10 protein-coding genes are annotated in these 20,538 nt (G+C 53.7%); 5 read left to right on the top strand and 5 right to left on the bottom strand.

What is annotated here, in order from left to right; all coding sequences use genetic code 11:
• Nucleotides 1-4: 4 nt before the first annotated feature.
• Nucleotides 5-8,305, top strand: coding sequence for a pilus assembly PilX family protein (locus tag B2952_RS10530; RefSeq protein WP_290736421.1), 8,301 nt, complete (start codon nt 5-7; stop codon nt 8,303-8,305).
• A gap of 244 nt (nt 8,306-8,549) precedes the next feature.
• Here B2952_RS10530 and B2952_RS10535 read toward each other — a convergent pair whose 3' ends face one another.
• From B2952_RS10535 to B2952_RS10550, 4 genes are all read right to left on the bottom strand, one after another.
• Complete coding sequence (locus tag B2952_RS10535; protein ID WP_290727884.1) at nt 8,550-9,476, bottom strand: Rpn family recombination-promoting nuclease/putative transposase; 927 nt, start codon at nt 9,474-9,476, stop codon at nt 8,550-8,552.
• A gap of 186 nt (nt 9,477-9,662) precedes the next feature.
• The gene (locus tag B2952_RS10540) at nt 9,663-10,268 is read right to left on the bottom strand and encodes a hypothetical protein (RefSeq protein ID WP_290727885.1); all 606 of its coding nucleotides are present in this window, start codon (nt 10,266-10,268) and stop codon (nt 9,663-9,665) included.
• Nucleotides 10,231-11,172 carry a PD-(D/E)XK nuclease family transposase gene (locus B2952_RS10545; RefSeq protein ID WP_290727887.1) on the bottom strand — a complete coding sequence of 314 codons (942 nt, stop codon included), beginning with the start codon at nt 11,170-11,172 and terminating at the stop codon, nt 10,231-10,233. The genes B2952_RS10540 and B2952_RS10545 overlap by 38 nt, the downstream gene beginning before the upstream one ends.
• Nucleotides 11,173-11,363: 191 nt before the next feature.
• Complete coding sequence (locus B2952_RS10550) at nt 11,364-12,713, bottom strand: polysaccharide deacetylase family protein (protein WP_290727889.1); 1,350 nt, start codon at nt 12,711-12,713, stop codon at nt 11,364-11,366.
• 203 nt (nt 12,714-12,916) lie between these two features.
• Between B2952_RS10550 and B2952_RS10555 the strand changes: the two genes are divergently transcribed.
• Nucleotides 12,917-14,017 (top strand): NAD(P)-dependent oxidoreductase, encoded by a 1,101-nt coding sequence (locus B2952_RS10555; protein WP_290736418.1) that lies wholly within the window; start codon nt 12,917-12,919, stop codon nt 14,015-14,017.
• Between the two features lie 3 nt (nt 14,018-14,020).
• Here B2952_RS10555 and B2952_RS10560 read toward each other — a convergent pair whose 3' ends face one another.
• Nucleotides 14,021-15,451, bottom strand: a complete 1,431-nt coding sequence (locus tag B2952_RS10560; RefSeq protein ID WP_290736415.1) for an alanine/glycine:cation symporter family protein — start codon at nt 15,449-15,451, stop codon at nt 14,021-14,023.
• Nucleotides 15,452-15,634: 183 nt separating this feature from the next.
• Between B2952_RS10560 and B2952_RS10565 the strand changes: the two genes are divergently transcribed.
• From B2952_RS10565 to B2952_RS10575, 3 genes are all read left to right on the top strand, one after another.
• Nucleotides 15,635-17,302 (top strand): cellulase family glycosylhydrolase, encoded by a 1,668-nt coding sequence (locus B2952_RS10565; protein ID WP_290736412.1) that lies wholly within the window; start codon nt 15,635-15,637, stop codon nt 17,300-17,302.
• A 67-nt stretch (nt 17,303-17,369) separates the two neighbouring features.
• The gene (locus tag B2952_RS10570) at nt 17,370-19,562 is read left to right on the top strand and encodes an NADP-dependent isocitrate dehydrogenase (RefSeq protein ID WP_173381241.1); all 2,193 of its coding nucleotides are present in this window, start codon (nt 17,370-17,372) and stop codon (nt 19,560-19,562) included.
• Nucleotides 19,563-19,612: 50 nt separating this feature from the next.
• Nucleotides 19,613-20,419, top strand: a complete 807-nt coding sequence (locus B2952_RS10575; RefSeq protein ID WP_290736408.1) for a hypothetical protein — start codon at nt 19,613-19,615, stop codon at nt 20,417-20,419.
• Nucleotides 20,420-20,538 lie beyond the last annotated feature (119 nt).

Consider the following 20,538-nt stretch of genomic DNA (forward strand, 5'->3'; position numbering starts at 1 on the left):
AATTATGTTCTTCAATGAAAGACACACAACACGTTATTCTCGCGCAAGCGAGAATCTTGCTCTAAAGTCAGGCGTCTCGCTTGTTACCGTACTCCTCTTTATGTTGGTGGCAACCATCGCTGCTACAGCGACCTACAAGTGGCTTACCAGCGAAGGTCGTTCCAGCGCAAGCCGCATGCAGCAAAACGAGGCATACCAGAGCGCACTTGCGGGTATCGAGAGCGCCCGCAGCTGGATGACATATAACGCAAACGAGACCGGTGCAATTATCAAGCAGTACAAGGATGGCAAAAACGCACCCGTTAAACTGACCGACCGCCTGGCCGCCTTTGTGCGCGCAGGCCAACATTTCGATGTTTATCTTGTCGGCGTGAACACCGAAAAATCGACGTACAAGCTGAAACTTCTTTCCGAGGGAACGGCGCGCAACAGCGGAGCCAAGCATAGCGAAATTGCAATCTTGAATGTGAAGGGCCTGTACCAGGTGACAAAGCCTATCAAGGAAAAGCATTTCAAGTCGAATTTTGAATACGCTTATTTCGGCGGTTCTATCCTTTACGAAGGATCCAACGATGTGACATCGATGGTGGTGAACGGAAACTGGGACAAGAACCCTCCGAAAACAACCAGCGGCGACTTTATCGTTACGGGTAATGCGAACCTTTCAGGTAACAGAATCGATGTCGCCAAAACTACATGTATCGGCGGCACACTAAACACGACGAACGGCATTACGACCAAGGATTTCTATGTGGCGGGCAAGGCGAAAAACTTCACTGGCGTAATCAGCGGCGACGCATACTTTGACGGCAATTTGGAAATGTCGTCTGCCTGCGGCGATTTGGACTTTCAGGTCCTTGGCAACATGACCGTAAACGCCACGGTCAACTTTGACCAGTGCAATACGCGCGTGGTGAAGGGGAATACCTGCGTTCTCGAGAACGGACAGATAAAGACGAATGGAAACAGCGTGAAACTCGAGGGTGGAGCATGGATGGAGGCAGATTTCCCAATCTGGAAGGACGCCGACGACAACTACAATCAGTCCGAGAACTTTGTCGTGGGTACGGACGAGAACACGAAGGTCTATATCAAGTCCGGGCACCCGTGGACAGAATATAGAGATTTGAGAAGCGACAGGGTGTATACCGAAGACACTGAGCATCCGAGGCAGTGCCTGGCGGGGTTGAGCGTTTGGGGACAGCAGCAAATATGCTGGGGAACTCTCGACAACCAGGAGCACGCGAAATTTTGGAACAACGAATCCGACATTCCCATATACACTACAGATAGGGCATCGAAAGAGGACCTTTATTACATCTATTACATGGAACCCGGCCATACGGACGTTTCTTTTGGCAGCTACAGCGACCCCGACTGGAAATGGTGTACGGAATTTTCAAAGGGATGGCGCTGGTGGAGCGAAAGTTTCTGCAGCAAATATAATTCGAATACAATAATGAACGGATATTTCATAAACTTCCCGGAAAAGACAAAGAATTATGTATTTACTAATTCCGCACACACCAAGGACTGCGATGGCATAGGCTGCTACAACCACCACAAGACTAATGTAGCAGGCAAGGGATGGTACCGTTATCTTAATTATAATGACAATGGTACGGAAATAATCGGTTCACCTTATTGTGGATTGGCATCGGACAAGACCTGGAGACCGACATGCGGTGTAAAGCCCTGGTTCACGATGAAGGGAAAATTTATGCCGTGGGTCAACACCAAGCCCGACGACATGACCTGTGCAGAATCCGTCAAGGAACACTGCTTCAGCGTTTGGGAAGAGGCCCCCGGCTGCGATGGCGCAAAATTCGTGGTGAGAGACCAGCTGAAAACCGGCTATGATTCATTCAAGAACTTTGCCAACAAGGCTCCCTGCGCCAAATCCATTGCAGAACTGGACGACAATGCCAAGAACAACTATAATGTATCCAACGATAGCGAAACTTCACTAAAGAAATGCTACGAAAAGGCCCTTGCCCACGACGCAACCGTCGATAACGAAAACGACAAGCAACTGTACAACGGGTATCTGGTGATATCGCTTGCCGATGCAAAGTTGTTCAAAAACCCGAGCGGAAGCATGATGGGCAAGTACATCTTTGTCATCGATTCCGACCATAGCAACGACGCGATGAAACTTCCGCCGACAGCGACAAGCAACGACTACGTGTTTATCTATTTCCCGAAAGGTTTCTACAAGACGGCCAACAGTCAGATTTACCTTGAAGGAAGCGGTCTATTCAACTACTTTATATTCTCCGACGGTACAATCGAGGGCATTCAGGGGAAGAACAACACTTTGTCCGGAACAATTTATCTGAAGGCGTCTACCTGCGCAAAAGTCAACCACATGTGGACCTCGAACCTGGTCTACAATCCAGACCTAATGAGCGACATGGTAGGCAACGGCATCGTTTGCGACGCAAACGCAGCCACTTGCGGAGGCACGAGCGCTACGCCGGGGTCTTCTTCCAGCGTGGTGTCGGTCGAATACACGTCCGGCGGATCGGACGACTATTACATTTCAGTAGCACCACAACTTTCGATTTCGCTCGAATCGCAGTACAAGAACAACGAGAACATAGACAACAAATCGCAGACATCCGATATCGACGGATCGTTCATCGTGCTCCCGAGAATCATCTACATCACGAAAGACGCGAAAGGGAAGCTTGCCGATTACTATAACCTTGTACCGCTCAATGCGATTGCTCCCGTGGGCAGTTCCAGCCCCATTTCGGGTGAATCGGTCGCATGCGAGGGAGGCATTCCCACGTCGGGCAAGCTCACGGCAACAGGCTCACTGACCGAAGGCGAATTTACCTGCGAAGCAACCGCAACTGTAAACGGCAAAACAGGGTCCCTGCAAAAGAAGGTCCCGTTCTGGGTGGTCGTTTCCGGCGAAGGCGGCAACCCGGCGGTATCGTTTACCAAGTCTTCCGAGGAACTCGCCATCGGCAACGAGACCGCAGTCGAGCTCGGTTGGGAAAAGACAACCGGAGCCGGGGTCGAATGCAAGGTGGTTGTTTCTGCAACGGACTATGCACCCGAATGGAACATTTCCTCTGCGGCAGGCGTTTCGCAGAACGGCAACGAATTCACCGTCACGTTCAACACGTCGAACGAGACTCCCATGAAAATTTTCGATGTACAAAACGTCAGTTCGAGCGACGGCTCTGTCCTGTTCCTGATAAAGGATGCCGAAGGGTGCACGCCAGGAAACAAGCAAGTCGAAATCATCTACAACACGAACAGCATCACCGTCGAACGCAAAGGGCTCGCCGAATACTGCAGCGGTGCGGGTGCGGGCAACGCCGCCTGCAGTCCGGGCGGAGATTACTACAAGATGATTCAGTCCAACTGGCCCGACTGTAGCGTAGGTAGCGAAATCTGGGTGGGTGCGAACGGGACCAACTGTTCTACAATCAGCGACAACAACAAGTGGAGTTGCGGGGTCACTGGTGAAGTTTCCCTCGTATCGCCCTCCACCCCAATCGGTTGCCAAGTCGTTATTCCCTCCACAAACAATTCGGCGACGGGACCGTTTGTGCCCAACGATACGGTGACTCTCTATGCCGGACTCAAGGCTATCCCGCAGACATTCGAATTACACTACAATGTCACCGGGGACCTTTCGGATAACGAGACCATCTACATGTTCGTAGAAAACAAGTTACGCAATACTTGCACCTACGGCGACTTCAAGGATGCCGGTCGTAGGGCGGAAAAATGCAAAATTAGTGTTTACCGCGGAGACTTCGTGAGGCTTGCATTCGGTTCTGATCCGGCAAATAGTGCCGACCCGCCGAGTACGTTCAATTACTGGATGTGCGCTGAAGGCGCCGACTGTGAATCTAGCGATCCGGACCTTAATTCCAGTTACGGAGTCTTGGTCACGGGATCGAATACCGTTGAAGCCCATTTTGGCGAAAAGGACAAACATTGTTTCTTTGACGAGTTCAAGGACGAAAACCACTACGACCGTGCGTCCGTGGCGTGCGATGAATCGAACCCGCTTTACTGCATCGAAACATGCGATGGGGTTTGCAGCACCGTCTCGAATGGAGAAACCAAGTGGCGCCTGTTCGAGGGTTCCATGGAAAATATCGATTATTCCGATGGGAGGATTTCCCTCAAGTACAAGGCAACGCGCGGCAAGCGTGAGGCGGAAAAGGCTACTGTCAGGGCTGTCGTGATGAGTACTGCGCAGGCGGGCAAGGACGGCGTTCTCAAAGCCCAGTTCCAGGTACCGTTCGAAGGTCTCAGTACGGGCGATATTGCAAAGGCAACGGTAAAGAATTCGGGCTTCATACTGCGATCCGACGCGACCAAGTCAAGTTTCTTGATGCTGAACGTATTCGCGACAACAAACGGCACGCTGAAAGCAAGGCTGTGCGTTAACGGGGACGACAACAGGTGCAAGACACAGACCTTTGCAAATCTCCGGACAATTACCGCCACAGATATCATCATGATGTCGGCAGAACTCACTACGGTCAAAGGAAACAGCCAGCTCAATGTGAAAGTATGGCCCGGCACATGGGCTACAGATTCGGACGCCGACGAGGTGTCGTTTACCCTGGAGGAAGGGACGATTCCCGGAATCACCGCAACAGCGCCGAACGAATACGTTGGCTATTCTCTCGCCGACCCGAGTTTCAAGTTGTACGGCATCGGCTGGAAGAGTAACACATACAATGCACAGTGCTGGGACACCTATCCGACAATCAGCTGTTCCTTCAAGGCGGCTTATACGGGTGGAATCGTGCCGCTAGACGAATTCGTAGAACCCTGGACCGGATTCTCCGCCTGGTACAACGAAGCCCATGCAAATAGCTGCATTCCGGTTTACTACTACAATGGCGACGATGCCGCCGGATGTGTAACGAGCATCAGCGGAACCGACTACAAACGGTGCGGAACAAGCTACCGGTTTACAGAACCTGGCGCTCATGGTTATTCAAATCTTGAACGCAGGGAGGTAAAAACAGCCAAGGCCGGAGTAGAGAACTGTTCTGTCGTGGGCCCCGCTGCCGCTTGGGCGAATCAGGGCGTTGCGGCTCACTGCGGTGCATTCTGGGTCGGCGAAATGAGGGAGTGTTCGCAGCACATAACGTTCGAATATACGGCAAGCGATGCAGAAGGCCTTTTCTACGGAGTCGCAGACGTGGCAAACGTACGCGATGCCGACCTTAAGGTAATCCTTGATAACCCCGCAGGGGATGAGGTTGAAATCTTCCTTTATAGCGTCAATACGGACAACATGTATACCTACGGGGCAAGCCAGCATATCTACAGCCTCCCCTACAAGACAACAAGCAACGGAACCGTCACGATTCCGGTAAAGAACCTGTCGAACGTGGAAGGTTTCGACCCTGAACGCGTCGGGGGAGTCTACGTGAAGTCGAGCGGCTCCGCAAGGGCTACGTCGATAATGAGTTCCTGCCCGTATGTCATCAATATCAACAGCTGTTCGGCTGCGTACGACAAGCCTGCCGCGAAGTGGAAGGTATCAACAGTCGTGAGCAACTACACGCACGCAAAAAAGATAGAGGTTCGCGAAACATCCAGTTACATCACAGACGGCACGGCCGAATGCGACGAGTCCTCGGCCTGCACATGGTCTGGAATCAGCGGACGTGTCGGAACTAACGTCCTCCCGATTACGGATGCAAATCCGTACGTAGGTTCCGGAGTGCGTTCCTATGGATTTGCCGTTACGCTTACGACAGACGACGACAAAACATTGACTTGCGAAACAAACCCCGTGGAAATATCCGGCGTCGAAGCGCTCTGTAAAGGCCTGAGCGGGGCTACAACTATCAAGCAGGGCGCAGGCCTCCCGGTATTCAGCTACGGTATTTCCAACTGTCCGGACACCCACTGCGGCTACAAGGTTATATTGAGCGATGGTGCTGGCACGGAGGTTGTTGCGGCGACCGAAAGCGGCAACGGCTCCTGGGTCACAGATGCAAACGCTGCCAACAAGGAGACCGCGCTTGAAGTGGGAGAATACCATTTCATTCTCCAGAGTACGGATAATCCGGCATCGTTCACCAGCTGTAATTCGGCTACGTTCAACGTGACGAGTTCTGCGGTAACAGGGAGCTGCGACATTACTGGAGATTTGTATCCGGGACGGGCATTGACATTGAACGTATCGTCAATTTCGGGCGACGTAAGCAACAGCGGAAGCGACATGACGTGGACGCTGACGGACGGTGGTTCGAACACAGTCACAAGGACAATTAAGTGCAGTCCGAGCAACTGCTGGGACAATACGATTACAGCTCCGGCTGCCGGCGATTACACCTACACACTTACGTTTGGCGGTAAAAGCGTGTGCTCGGGCAACGTCACGATTGTCGATGAAAACGATGAGGTCGCAGCAACTTGCGACAATGTTTCAGGTTATCCAGGAATGACTGTGGAAAATTTTGTAACGATGTCTAATCTGGGCAACATAAACAACAACACTCCGCGAGTCGTGAAAATAAACAATAACCAGGTCGGATCGAGCAACAACTGCAACAAAGATTACTGTGAACCCCTGACGATGACTGCCCCCAATACAACAGGCGAATACACCTATTACATGTATTTCAACAATCTGGAAAAATGCCACGGAACATTGACGGTCAACCCGAAGTTGACTTGCTCGGTGGACAAGACCAGCCTGACACTCGGAGAGAATTTCACCTTTACGGCGTCTTATGGAGGAGCTTGCCATAACTCGACATTTACCGGCAGCGGCGTTTCTCATACTAATTGCCAGATGAGCTATACCATTACGCCAACAGCAGCGGGCACTCAACCCTATAATTTCTCCGTTACGGGAGGTTCTATAGGCACGGCTTCTTGCGAGACCATAAATATCGAAGTAGGCGAAGCCTCGCCGACAGCGACATGCCCGACCGGAACTATCAACGCAGAACCCGGAACGACAATACAGTTTACACCGACCATAACAGGATGCAGTTCCGGCTGTAATTATACCGTGGATTGGCTCGAAGGCTCTACCACGAAAAAGAGTGTAACAAATTACGGTTACACTTCCGGGCAGATTTCGTTTACGGGCGATGCCGCGGGCGGAAACAATACGTACCGCTTCACCATAGAGAACAAGAAAACTTCGGACAATAGCGCTGATTGCGAGATTACGGTAAACTACCAGAGACCTACGTATAACTGTCCTACAGATAAGGAAGAAGCTGTTGGCGCAACAGTCGCAGTAACCCCAACCAGCGTCACAAACTGCACGCAGGGATGTGGCTACAAGGTGACAAAGGGCAGTTCGACAGGAACGGAAGTCATCGGACCAGGTACCGGGTACACATCCGGTGCCCTGGGAAGCGGCTTTACCGGCGAATCGACCGCACAGACCGTTACCTACTACGTGACGCTCAGCAACCCCGCTGGCGATGGAACGCCGTGCGACTTTGATGTGAAGTATAAAACGGGAGGATCAAGCACCGTAATTTCCGCAACTTGTCCTTCTATTTCCACTTACCCATTGAAAACTACTGCTTGGGGCATAACGACAACGGGAAATGACGCTCTGACATCCGACGTGACACGAGATGTATATATTGGTAGTGACAAGGTTGGATCTAAAGATTGTGGCAAATACCACTGTCCAAATATGGATGACTATGCTCCAACACAAGGAGTTGGTACTTACACATATTATCTGAAAGTTGGTTCTGATGAACTTTGCCATGGGACATATGAAATAAAGAACCCAATTGTATGTTCGGCGCAACCTGCAGGTATCAACATAGGGAACTCGTTTACAGCTAAGGCTTCGTGGGCAAGTGGTGTTGATGGAAATCCTGAAGATTGTAGTCTGAGTGGCAATGGAGTACCTTCTGGTGGCGATTGCTACAACGATCCAAGCAAGTTCAATACAAATCTTTCAATTTCTCCTGTAGCTGTAGGCGATTTTGATTATGTCTATTCCGTTAAATTGAAAAATAACGAAAAGACTACGGGACCGTTTACATGTAAATGGTCGGTAACAGTTGCCATGACGGCGTGTAACCCTCCGACGGGATGCTCGAGCCCTGTAACCTCAGGTACATTTGCGTCTGATGGAAGATGTTATTATGCAACATCCGTGAACTATATAAACCTTCAGAACTCATATACCGTAAATGGAACAACTCTATCGGGGTATAAGGCTTCTGGAGATATGCCTGCAAAGCGAGATGGAGGCTATTACATTAAAACACAAAGTGGCGATAACTATGGATCAAATGTGACTTTAGGAGCTCGTCTTTGTAATTAGAATAGATCTTTTATCGCTTTCCATAAGATCTTATGTGATCTGCTTCGACATATAGGTTTACCCATCCTGAAAGCACAGTTTAATTCAACAAAAAAGCGGTCGTTCACTTGGAACGAGCCGCTTTCGCTAAAAATAAGATTGTGCGACAATAACGGTTACGGTGGGAGAGCCTTCTCTTTACCCAACAAACAATCAAAGCCCCAGGACACATGTCCGGGGGCTTTTGCTTTAATGAAGGAGTGGGTTAAAGTTCGCTAGGGGATTCCTTGGCCTTTTCCGCTGCGATCTTTCGGGCTTTTTCGATTAGGTCGGCTGGCGCACCAAGTGACTCTAGAATATCGATTGCCTCAGCACGGCCCTCGGCCAACCCTTCGGCACGGGCGTGCTTCTTTTCCACGTACATTTCGTATAGGCGGTCGCTCATGTTCATTGCCTCGCTTACCAGGAACTCTTCGGTAAATATACTCAATTTGGCCTTCTCCTGCAAGCGGGCGAACAGCGAACCTTCGGGCACGGGAACGGGATTTTCTTCGTTCAGGCCGTCGATCACCCGGAGCCACTGTGCCAGCATGCTGCTGTCGGAACTGTAGCCCCCCTTCAGGAACTTGGGGATTTCCACAAGGGTGATGGTCTGCTTCTTGAAAAATTCGTCGTTCTCCTGGTTCTTGAGCCGGATGCTGTGCCGGTAGTTCCTGGATTCGGGGAACCCGTCGAACATCTGGAGACTGATGAGGTTCAGGTTCCGCAGCCAGTAGCTTTCGCCGTGGGCCTTGCTTGCCACGGTATGCTTTGCGACATAGTACACGAGCCTGTCGCTGTAGGTGTCGTCTTCCTTGTGCTGTACTTCTAGCACGATGCGCTCGAGGTATTCGTTTTCGATGACCACGTCCGAGATGACCTTCTTGCTCAGGGCGCCTTCTACTGCCGTATTTACGAAGGTGAGTTTGTCAATGCAGTCGCCTCCGTCCAGCTTGAGTATGGCGTTGAGGAAGCTTGCCGTGAACTCCATGTTTTCGGGGGTGCCGAATAGGAGCTTGAATATGGTGTCGTTGTAGATGTAGGCGAATTTGTATCGCTTTCGGTATTTGGCGATGCAAGCGGCAGTGTCGCCTCCGGTCTTGTGGGTCTCGCTGATGTCGTGCAGCATTTCGGCATACTGTTCTTTGGTCATTTCGTATTTCTCTTGTTTCCGGGAACGCGCCCGCGATGGCAGATAGAGAGAAAATCCCCTATCTATATACAAGAACGGTCGAAACTGGCAAATGTTCCAAAATGAGCCAAATAAATTTTGTTTACGTGCATTTTTTACATTGCGGAAACAAAAAGATCCCCGACCAGGTCGGGGATGACAATAGAGCTACGCTGTGGCCAGTTCTTTCGCGGCTTGCCGTTTCAGCTTGACCACTTCCTGCTTTGGGAGCTTGGTAACACGGACAATTTTGTCAACAGAATCGCCTTCGGCAAGCATCGCGAGGGCTATTTCGTTTGCCTTGTCTTCGCCGCCCTGCAAGTAGGAACCCTGTTTTTCGTAGATAATGTTCGTCATCCCGTCAACCTCGTTCAGGAGAATTTCGTCGGTGTACCCCACTAAAGATACATCTTTCATAAAGTCCTTGTCAAGCAGTTTCTTCAGCTTTTCCTCAGGGATGTCCTTTTCTTCAAGAACATCGCGGAACAAACGCAGCATCTCGGCCCTATCGGTCGCTTCGCGCTTGCACGGTGAGGTGCGCCTGTCGATGGCGAAGAACTTCTCGATTTCGACCAGATAGATATCCAGCTTATTGTAGAAAATGCACCGGTTGCGCACGATTTGCGCATGGTGCAGGTAGGTGTCCGGTTCCTTCGGGAACTGGTTCTCGGTCAAAAGCGAGAGCACGTAGATGTGCGGCAACTTGTAGTTCTGCGACTTCTTGACAGTCCGCGAGTTATGCGTCCGGCGAGTCGATTTCCTTCTTGAGTTCAAGGACGGTAGACTGGGGAAGACCCGTATTGCGGGCCACCATTTCGATAGGAAGTCCGTCCAGAAGGAAGTTCTTTGCGACTTCCTTCTTCGCTTTCCGGGCCGCACCGTATTCCCAGTACGACTTGTCGATGTCTTTCATGATGTTGCTGAGCATATACCTTGCACTAAAATTACACAATTTTACCTCGTTTTGCAATACCCTGAACACGGGGTCACCAGCGAATTCGCTGAAATCAGCCTCGCGATTGAGGGTGTCGATGGCGCGGAGCCACTGGGCGATGCGACTGCGGTCGCCGGCGAATTGCTCAGCATGCTTCAGGAACTTGTTCACCTCGATGAGTGTCACGGTTTGCCGTTCGAAATACACGCGCTGTTCCTGATTGCGCAACTGTACCGTGTGGAGGTAGTTCGGCGAACCCTTGAAAGCGTCAAAGAACTGAAAACTTACTACGTGCAGGTTCTCTAGAGGGGTAAAGTCGCCCGGTTTCTCCATGCTGCCTGTAAGGCGCGCCACGTAGAGAACTAGGCGGTCGCTGTACAGCGAATCGTTGTTCTCGTGCTGGACGTCGATGGAAATGCGGTCGCGGGGCACGCCGTTACCGCGGTCGTTGGTCAAAAGCAAATCGGGCTCGATGCCGCGGTACCCAAGTTCGCCAGGGACATACGGGTTCATGAGTTGCGGATTTTCGATGCGGTCCGAACCCACGAGATTCAGCGCCGCGTTGATGAGGTCGGTAGTGAGCGTCAAGTTCTTCTCGCTGGCGAGAATCTTCTTAATGCATCCGTCGTTGTAGAAATAGACGTTGCGGTGTTCGTATTCCTTGACGATTGTATCGACATCCTGTCCGTTGTCGTTTGCGGCCTTGAGTTTCTTGAGAAAGATTGCGAATTCCTCTCTTGTCATTTTATTCCGTTAAATGCGGGAACGCCCCCGCGATGGCGGATAGAGACTCCCCTATCTATATACAAGAACGATTGAAACCGGAAAATGTTCCAAAATGAGCGAAAATTTTTTTCTTTACATGCGCAAGCCTTTTCTGGGAATAAAAAAACGGCATCCGTGAGGATGCCGCAAACTCGCAGAGAATCTAAGTATTAGAGTCTTGTCTTGAAAGTCCTGTTTCCGACCTTCACGATGTACACGCCCTTCGCGCCGGTGTACACTTTCTGGACATAGCCGAGACCACGCGTTTCGCGGACCTTGTGGCCGAGGCTGTTGAATACGGAGATTTCCAGGCCCTGTGCGCCAGAAACTTCGATGTAGTTGTCGGCGGTCCTGTAGACGGCGACTGCGGCGAGGCTTGCCGGATCGGCAGCGATTGCTGTGGTAGAGGAAGAACTCTGCGTCCACGGTCCCCAGTGATGGCCCGAAGACGAGGAGGATTCCGGATTGGCGGCGCTGCTGGAAGATGCCGGCGGTTCGACGCTAGAAGAAGACGGCGGGGGAGTTGCGCCTCCGGAAATCACGATTTCGCCTGCGTTCGGCACGGCGTCGAAGTACACATAGCCGCCGTCAATCTTGGATTCAAGCTTGGCGCCCGCCTGTGTCACCTCGGCCTTGGAGCCGTCGTACTTGACCTTCAGGCTAAGAGGGTAGTCGTACTTGGAAATGTTGTCGGCGATGCTGTGGGTGAGCTTGACGGTGATGTTTCCACCGCTGCTGCTAGCTTCGGCCTTCGATGCCTTGCGTTCCTTGAGATACATGGCGACATGGCCCATCGGGGCTACCCAGATGTCCTTATCGTTCTGCTGGGCCCACTTGAGGGCTCCATCGATGGCGTTGATATCCGTCGGCGAGTAGTTGGCGTTGCCATTTTGCTTGCCCTGGAAACCGTGGGTGAGGAATGCCGCCCAGCCGTTGCTTTGGATAACTTTCTGCATTCTGCCGGTAAAGTCGTTCGTGCTCTTGAGCTGGCCTTCGGCACCGGTCATGGTGGCGGGAACCTGAGCCCAGTTGGAGGGACCGTCCTTGCCCATTTCATCGGCCATGCCCTTCCAGCTGCCGTTGCAGATACGGCCAACGATGTAGTTCTGGAGAACGGCGCTTTCGTTAGGCACGTTGCAGTTCGGGTAGGCGACCGTGATGACGCCGTACTTTTGGTTGATTTTGCCTTCGATGGACTTTTTCGAAGAGGCTTCTTCGCCGCTCATGTTATTGCCGTGGCTATTGCTGTGGCTTGCAATTTCGTGCCCTTCGTCGGCCAGGCCCTGGAATCCGCTCCAGTTGGGGTTCCAGTTCACCACCACGTTGAAGGTAGCCTTGTAGCCATACTTCTTGAACATCGGACCAGCGTCGGTCACGTGGCTCGGAGCGCCATCATCGAAAGTAAACGAAGCGGCGCCCTTGCGGAAGCCCGACCAGGTTGCGATTTCGACACTCTGCGCGAACGCGGAACCCACCGCGAACAACCCAACCGCAGATGCGGCAAAGAGAACCTTTTTCATAAAATATACTCCATAATCATGTTTTATACCATTAAATTATCTTTTTGCCGGGTTGATTGCTTATGGGGCGGGGTGTTTCCGTTGTATAGGTTAGCAACGCGAAAATGGCGAATTTAGGCCGGAAAAAGCGTTTTTTGAGGGTGTTGTTAAAATTTTACAGGGGGTGCGGGGTGGTTCGCCTCGCGTTTTCTATCATTATGCACATGATTTTCGACGATATTGTGAACGACGCCTACGAGGAACGCGAATACCCGGCCCTTTTGGCCCTGGCGCGCGAATGGGAGGTCGCGCGCCCTTTTGACGGTCTGCGCGTGCTGGTGGCGACACCGGTTTTTAGGAATACGCTGCTACAGTACCGTGCGCTTATCGCGGGCGGGGCGGATCTTGTCGTGGGTGTGGCCGGCGGTATGCCTTGCGACCCGGGTATCGTGGAAACCTTGCGCGAAAATGGAATTCCCGTAATCGGGTTGCAAGAGGCCCTCGAGATGGAGGTCCGTTGCGCGGAGTCGGGTGATTGCGCGTTCGACCTGGTGCTGGATTGCGCGGGCCAGTTTGCGGCATGCCATCCGCGGTTCGGGTTTGTGGAACTCACGCGCAGCGGCGTGCAGTTTTATGAGAAGAGCGAACACCAGGTGTATGTGGCCGACAGCGGGATAGTGAAACGCATCGAGACCTGCCTCGGGACGGGCGAGGGCTACGTGCGGGCGCTTGCGCAACTTGGGTACGATTTTTACGACGGCAAGAAGTTTGTCGTGTTCGGGAGCGGAAAGGTGGGGCAGGGCATTGTGTTGCAGCTGTTGCGCTCCGGTGCCGATGTCCATGTGGTCACGGACTGCTCGCGAGGCACAAACCCGTTTCTCGATGCAAACGGCGTGCCGGTCACGGACTGCAATGACGTGAATGCGGTTGCTGCCCTCGTGCGCGGTGCCGACTTCGTGGTGACTGCGACCGGCGTGAAGGGTGCGCTTGACCGCCCGCAGGTCGTGGAAGCTTTGCTCGCCTCGGGTGCCGTGCTTGCCAACATGGGCGTTGAGGACGAATACGGGCCGGGCGTTCCGGCTAGTCGCGTGCTCGCCGAAAAGAAACCGCTGAACTTTATTCTGGAAGAACCGACGCATCTCAAGTACATCGATGCGTCGCTCGCGCTGCATGCCGCCCTCGGGGAACAGCTCGTGCGCGAAGCCGCCGCAAATAAAAAGGCAGGCCCTCAGGACCCGCCAAGTGAATTGGAACAGCGCATTCTCTCGATGACTATGCAAGATGGCGTTATAGGCGCAGAAATCGCCGAGATGATGGGCTGGTAGATATTACTTCTCTTTTTCGAGTTTGATGAAGAACTTCTTCGTCTCGCGGGCGACGATACCACTTAGTAGAATCAGTGCCACGAGGTTCGGGAAGGCCATGAGCCCGTTGAAGATGTCGGCGCTCGTCCACACGGCGCTCACCGTGAGGTAGGGGCCGATGAACACCGCAGCCACGTAAACCCAGCGGTAGGCGAGGATGGCGTTCTTCTTGCCGCGCCCGATGAGGTATTCCAGGCAGCGCTCGGAGTAGTATGCCCACCCGAGGATGGTGGTGAACGCGAAGAACACGAGTGCCACGGTAAGGATGTACGGGGCGATGGTCGAGCCGCCCGGGAAGTTCGTAAGCCCGCGGCAGAACGCTTCCATGGTGATGTTCACGCCCTGGAGCCCAAGTTCCGGAGTCCAAGCGCCGGTGACTACGATGGCAAGGCCCGTCATGGAGCAGATGACGATCGTGTCGATGAACGTACCCGTCATGCACACAAGACCCTGACGCACGGGTTCTTTTGTCTTGGCGGCGGCAGCGGCGATAGGTGCCGAACCGAGGCCCGCCTCGTTACTGAAGATACCGCGGGCGATACCCTTCTGCATCGCGATGAAGATGGTGCCTACCACGCCGCCGGTGACCGCGCTCGGGTTGAATGCCGCCTGGATGATTGTCTCGATGGCGCCCGAAAGCTTCGAGAAGTTGAATCCCAGGATGAGCAGGCAGAAGAGAATGTAGAAGATGGCCATGAACGGCACGATGTAGAGGGAAACCTTCGCGATGCGTTTTAAGCCACCGATGATGACGCAGGCGGTGAAGCCCGCGCAGAGCAGGCCCGCGATGGCCGTGGAGTAAGAGACCGAGTTGCCGGCGAGGTTGATGAATTCGCTGGTGGGGATGACTGTCGCGACCGCCGAGGTAATGCCGTTCACCTGCGTGATGGTGCCGATGCCGAGCAGGCCCGCAAGCACGCCGAACACCGCGAACAGTACGGCAAGCCACTTGAAATTGAGCCCGAAGCGTTCCTTGATGCCGGTCTCGATGTAGTAGAAGGGGCCGCCCAGGACCTTGCCGTCGCTGTCGACCTTGCGGTACTTGACCGCGAGCAGGCCTTCGGAGTACTTGGTCGCCATGCCGAAGAACGCGGCGACTTCCATCCAGAAGAGAGCGCCCGGGCCGCCAGTGCCGATGGCGGTCGCGACACCCACGATGTTACCCGTGCCGACCGTTGCGGCAAGTGCGGTGCAGAGAGCCGCAAAACTAGAGACCTCGCCTTCGCCTTCCTTTTCACTGTGCGTCATGTAGCGAAGCGCGTTGGCGAGATTGGTCACCTGCAGCACGCCGAGGCGGCTCGTGAGCAAAATTCCCACGAACAGGATTACGACGATGAGCGGGATTCCCCACACGTAACCGTCGATGGTGTCGAGAATAGCGTTTAAAGTCTCCATCTGAAACTCCCTAATGTTGAATGGCTTGTACGCAAGTCGCGTGCCGTAACTCGTTGATGGGCAAAAAGATATAAAATTTCCCGCCTGTTGACATTCTATCCATGCTAACTGTCGTGCGTATACGCCTTTTCGGTTCATCAAAAGATATTTTATAGGTGTTGTTGGTGGGATACAACAAGGAGTATGAAGATGTTTGGTTATGGTTTTAGGCGTGTAGCCTGTTCTGTTCTTGCTGCAACCGCACTTTCGGCAGTGAGTTCCTTCGCCGTCACGAGCCAGTTCCGCGGCGTAAACTGGGCGGACAAGCGTGACAATTTCGTGTCTGACGTGCTGGTGCTTTCGGGCATGAGCCTTTCGGACAATTACCAGTCGGCATCCGTAGTGGCGGACCGCGTTATCGGGCAGTTCCAGGAACTGTTCGGCACGAACAGCGTGCGAATTCCGGTGAACGAACCCACGGTTCTCAAGTTCTGGGATACCTACACGGGTGTTATCGACATGGGCCTTTCTAAGGGCCGCATCGTGATGGGCTACTGGGGCCCCGCGCAGCCTTCTGGCCCCAAGAACATGAATGACTGGTGGAGCATGTGGGCAAAAATCGTCGAAAAATACGGCGACCACCCGAACGCCTACTTTGAAATCTTCAACGAGCCGCACATGTACAGCAAGGACGAGTTGCGCAATCTGTATGCCCAGTGGCTGAGCAAGTTCCCTGATGTCCCGCGTGACCATATTCTGCTCGACGGCTCGGGCCTTGCATGGAACGTGCCTGACATTGCCGACGACCCGCGTTTCGAGGGCTGCCTTTTCGCGGTGCACGAATACACCTTTTGGAACATGAGCATCACCACTGAGCAGGGCTGGAAGAACAGCTTCAAGGGCAAGGTGGGCAAGTATGCCGACCGCACCGTGTGTACGGAATGGGGCGGTGCCATGAGCCCTGGCGACAAGGCTGGCGTGCATTACGACTACATGGACTATAATTCTACTCCGACGAATTACTTTATGGCCTACATTCGCGGCATGTCGGACCAGTTGCGCGAATGGGAGATGGGTAGCTTCTACTGGCCGGGGCTTCGCGACGGCGACTGGTACAGCATGACCAAGCGCACCGGCGAAGGCGCGAACATCAAGCTCGAAATCGTGAACCAGTCGGGCGTGGACCGTATGAAGATGGCTTGGGCCGATACGGTCGAGACGACTCCGCTCGTGCGCGAAGCGTATAACGGCGAACCTGCGGCGATTCCGGGTATAATCGAGGCGGAGAATTACGACAAGGGCGGTAACCGCTTCAGCTTCTACGACAAGGATGCTGCCAACAAGGGCGAGACCTACCGCGAAGACGCCGTGGATGTCGTTCCCCTGGAGGGCGCCACCTGCAACGACTCTGCCTGCAAGGGCTATGCCGTCGGGTACACGGAAGCGGGCGAGTGGCTCGAATACAGCGTGAAGGTCGCTACAAGCGGCAAGTACGCCATCCGTGCGAATGTGGCGACTGCATCCGAGACTTCGAAAATCCAACTGTTTGTCGACGGCGAGGCGATTGGCGATACGGTGACTTTCGAGAAGGTCGATACCACATGGAATGTGTACAAGGAAGTCGATATCGGTGTCGCGAACCTTACTGCTGGCGAACATATCCTGAAACTTGCCATTGCAGGTAGCTATGTGAACGTGGACTGGCTCAAGTTCTGCGAAGGCGAGGCCTGCGAGGCGCCTACAGGAATCCGTGAAATCATGCCCGCGTCCGTTACCAAGACTTCGGCCCCGCGCCTCCGCAAGCAGGGTGGCCAGCTGTTTGTCGAAAGGAACGGCGTGCGCTTTGACTTGACGGGCCACCGCATCAAGTAAGGGACGGGCTTGTTCCCGCTTTTCGACCGGTTTGGCGTGATGTAATTTTTTCTATCTTTGTATTCGTATGAATACGAAGATTTATTACACGCTTACTGACGAGTCGCCGTTCTTGGCGACTCAATCTTTGCTCCCCATCGTTCGCGGTTTTGCAAAGGCCGCCGATATCGATGTGGAAACCAAGAACATCTCGCTGCCGGGCCGCATTCTGGCCGCTTTTGGCAAGGCGAGCGACGACCTAGACTTTTTGGGTAAGCTTACGCTTGAACCGGATGCAAACATCATCAAGCTCCCGAACATTTCGGCGTCTGTGCCGCAGCTCAAGGCCGCCATCGCCGAACTCCAGAAGAACGGCTTTGACGTGCCCGACTATCCGGACGCTCCGGCGAACGACGAAGAAAAGGCAATCCGCGCGAAGTACGACAAGGTGAAGGGTTCTGCTGTGAACCCGGTGCTCCGCCAGGGCAACTCCGACCGCCGCGCCCCCAAGGCGGTGAAGAACTTCGCCCGTAACAACCCGCACAGCAACGGCAACTGGAACACTTCTGTAAAGACGCATGTGGCAAGCATGCAGGCCGACGACTTTTATGGCAACGAAAAGTCCATCACCATGGCCGATGCCGACACGTTCAAGATTGAATTTGTTAATGAAGCAGGCGAAGTCACTGAACTCCGCGCCGCAAAGCCGCTCCTGAAGGGCGAAATCATTGACGCGACCGTGATGCGCATGGCCTCGCTCGAAAAGTTTATCGCCAATGCGATGGCCGAGGCGAAGGCGCAGGGCCTGCTGTTCTCCGTGCACCTGAAGGCCACGATGATGAAGGTCTCTGACCCGGTGCTGTTCGGTGCGTTCGTGCGCGTGTTCTTCAAGGACGTGTTCACGAAGTACGCCGACCTGTTCAAGGAACTCGGGATTGACGCGAACAACGGCCTGGGCGACTTGTACAAGCGTCTCGAAGGCAATGCGAAGGAAGCAGAAGTCAAGGCCGCTATCGATGCGGCACTCGCCGCTGGCCCGGATCTCGCGATGGTCGATTCTGCCAAGGGCGTTACGAATTTGCATGTGCCGAGCGACGTGATTATCGACGCCTCGATGCCTGCGATGATCCGCAATTCCGGCTGCATGTGGAACAAGGAAGGCAAGTTGCAAGAAGTTGTCGCTTGCATTCCGGACCGCTGCTACGCCGGCATTTACGACGAAACGATAGAATTCTGCAAGCAGAACGGCGCATTCGACCCGAAGACGATGGGTACCGTGCCGAACGTGGGCCTCATGGCTCAGGGCGCCGAAGAATACGGCAGCCACGACAAGACTTTCGTTGCAAAGGGCAAGGGCGTCATTCGTGCCGTGAACAGCAAGGGCGAAGTCCTCTTGCAGCAGAATGTTGAAGCGGGTGACATTTTCCGCATGTGCCAGGCGAAAGACGCTCCGGTGCGCGACTGGGTGAAACTCGCCGTCACGCGCGCCCGCCTCAGCAACACGCCCGCAATTTTCTGGCTGGACCCGGAACGTGCCCATGACCGCGAAATCCAGAAAAAGGTCGAAGCCTACTTGCCGGAACATGATTTGAACGGCCTCGACATCAAGATTATGAGCCCGCGCAAGGCCATTGTGGAAACCATGAAGCGCGCGAAGGCCGGCCTTGATACCATCGGCGTCACGGGCAACGTGATGCGCGACTACCTCACGGACCTTTTCCCGATTCTCGAAGTCGGAACATCCGCCAAGATGCTCAGCATCGTGCCGCTTATGGCGGGCGGTGGCCTCTACGAAACGGGTGCAGGTGGATCCGCCCCCAAGCAGGTGCAGCAGTTCCTCGCCGAAAACTACCTCCGCTGGGATTCCCTCGGTGAATACTTCGCACTGGTGCCCGCCTTCGAGCAAGTCGCGCTGAAGGACGGCAACAAGAAGGCGAAAGTCCTCGCCGACACGCTCGACGAAGCGAACGGCAAGATTCTCGAATTCAACCGCACGCCGGCCCGCAAGATTGGCGAACTCGACAACCGCGGCTCACACTTCTACCTGGCCCTCTACTGGTCGCAGGCTCTCGCCGCCCAGAAGGACGACGCGGAACTTGCCAAGAAGTTCGCCCCGGTTGCGAAGGCCCTCGCTGAAAACGAGCAGAAGATTGTCGCCGCATTTGCCGCCGAACAGGGCAAGCCTGCCGATATCGGTGGTTACTACCTGCCGAAGGCCGAACTTCTCAAGAAGTGGATGCGCCCTGTCACAGAATTTAACGAAGTCATTGACGGCCTGTAGTCCACGGACGCAAAAAAATATATGTTTAGCCTTAGAACCGGAGGCTGGATATGAAAGCTCTGTTGAAAAATTCGCTGTCGGCTGCGGCCACTGCCGCTGCAGTTCTGTTCTTTGTCTCTTGCACGTCTGACCTGCCTCCGCAGGTCATTACGGCGAACGGGGACTCCTATTCCGAAAAGGAGTTCGAGTCGCTCAAGAATGCCGGGCTTGTCGACGAGATGGGGAATGTCATCGATACGACGCTCACCAGGAAAGTATCCAGTTCTTCGACTGCAACGGAGGCGAAATCTTCAGGATCCAAAGCTTCCAGCTCCTCGACTGCGGCAAGTTCAGCATCCGAAAACGTGAGCTCCTCATCCGGGGATGTGAGCTCGGATTCCGAACCCGTAGAATCCAGTTCGTCCGAAGAAGAGGAGGATGACGAAGAATCCTCTTCCTCGGTTGCCGAGGAAAGTTCCAGTTCGTATGAGGCCGTTTTTGGTTCCGGCGTGGTCGGTGAATCGATAATCGCGAAAGACGGGGTCATCAGCATCGGGACCGATGCCATGGTCGAGGTCGACGATGAAAACAAGGATGCGCTGGATGCTGCGAAGGCAGCCCTTGACGAAGGGAAGGACTTGCCGGATGGTTTCGGCAACCTGGGTGTCGAAACGACCTTCGAGGATTTCAATTACGAAGCTTTCATCGAAAATGCCTTTTTCTGCTTGACCGAGGACGATTCCTGGCTCGAAATTTCGAGGTCGGAACTGGCCAAAAATATCCCGCATTTCAAAAATGGGGCGGATTTGGGCCCGCTGGAGGGCTTCGCCGTCCGGTTTGCGGATGCCTGCAAGGCAGTTGTTTCGCTAGGGGAATAGTGGACGGGTGGGGCCGGTCGGCCTGTTTCCCCCGAAAAAAGATGATTTGACGCTCCATTTTTTGTTCCGGGGCGTTTTTTCTATGTATATTAAAATAGTAGTCTATTCGGCTGTTTTTT

Origin of the sequence: Fibrobacter sp. UBA7003 (assembly GCA_002449765.1) — a bacterium.
GTDB lineage: Bacteria > Fibrobacterota > Fibrobacteria > Fibrobacterales > Fibrobacteraceae > Fibrobacter.

What these genes read in the sequence shown, in the direction of transcription:
- B2952_RS10530 (WP_290736421.1), top strand. Translation starts at nt 5, where the DNA reads ATGTTCTTCAATGAAAGACACACAACACGTTATTCTCGCGCAAGCGAG.
- B2952_RS10550 (WP_290727889.1), bottom strand. Translation starts at nt 12,713, where the DNA reads ATGAAAAAGGTTCTCTTTGCCGCATCTGCGGTTGGGTTGTTCGCGGTG.
- B2952_RS10555 (WP_290736418.1), top strand. Translation starts at nt 12,917, where the DNA reads ATGATTTTCGACGATATTGTGAACGACGCCTACGAGGAACGCGAATAC.
- B2952_RS10565 (WP_290736412.1), top strand. Translation starts at nt 15,635, where the DNA reads ATGAAGATGTTTGGTTATGGTTTTAGGCGTGTAGCCTGTTCTGTTCTT.
- B2952_RS10560 (WP_290736415.1), bottom strand. Translation starts at nt 15,451, where the DNA reads ATGGAGACTTTAAACGCTATTCTCGACACCATCGACGGTTACGTGTGG.
- B2952_RS10545 (WP_290727887.1), bottom strand. Translation starts at nt 11,172, where the DNA reads ATGACAAGAGAGGAATTCGCAATCTTTCTCAAGAAACTCAAGGCCGCA.
- B2952_RS10535 (WP_290727884.1), bottom strand. Translation starts at nt 9,476, where the DNA reads ATGACCAAAGAACAGTATGCCGAAATGCTGCACGACATCAGCGAGACC.
- B2952_RS10575 (WP_290736408.1), top strand. Translation starts at nt 19,613, where the DNA reads ATGAAAGCTCTGTTGAAAAATTCGCTGTCGGCTGCGGCCACTGCCGCT.
- B2952_RS10570 (WP_173381241.1), top strand. Translation starts at nt 17,370, where the DNA reads ATGAATACGAAGATTTATTACACGCTTACTGACGAGTCGCCGTTCTTG.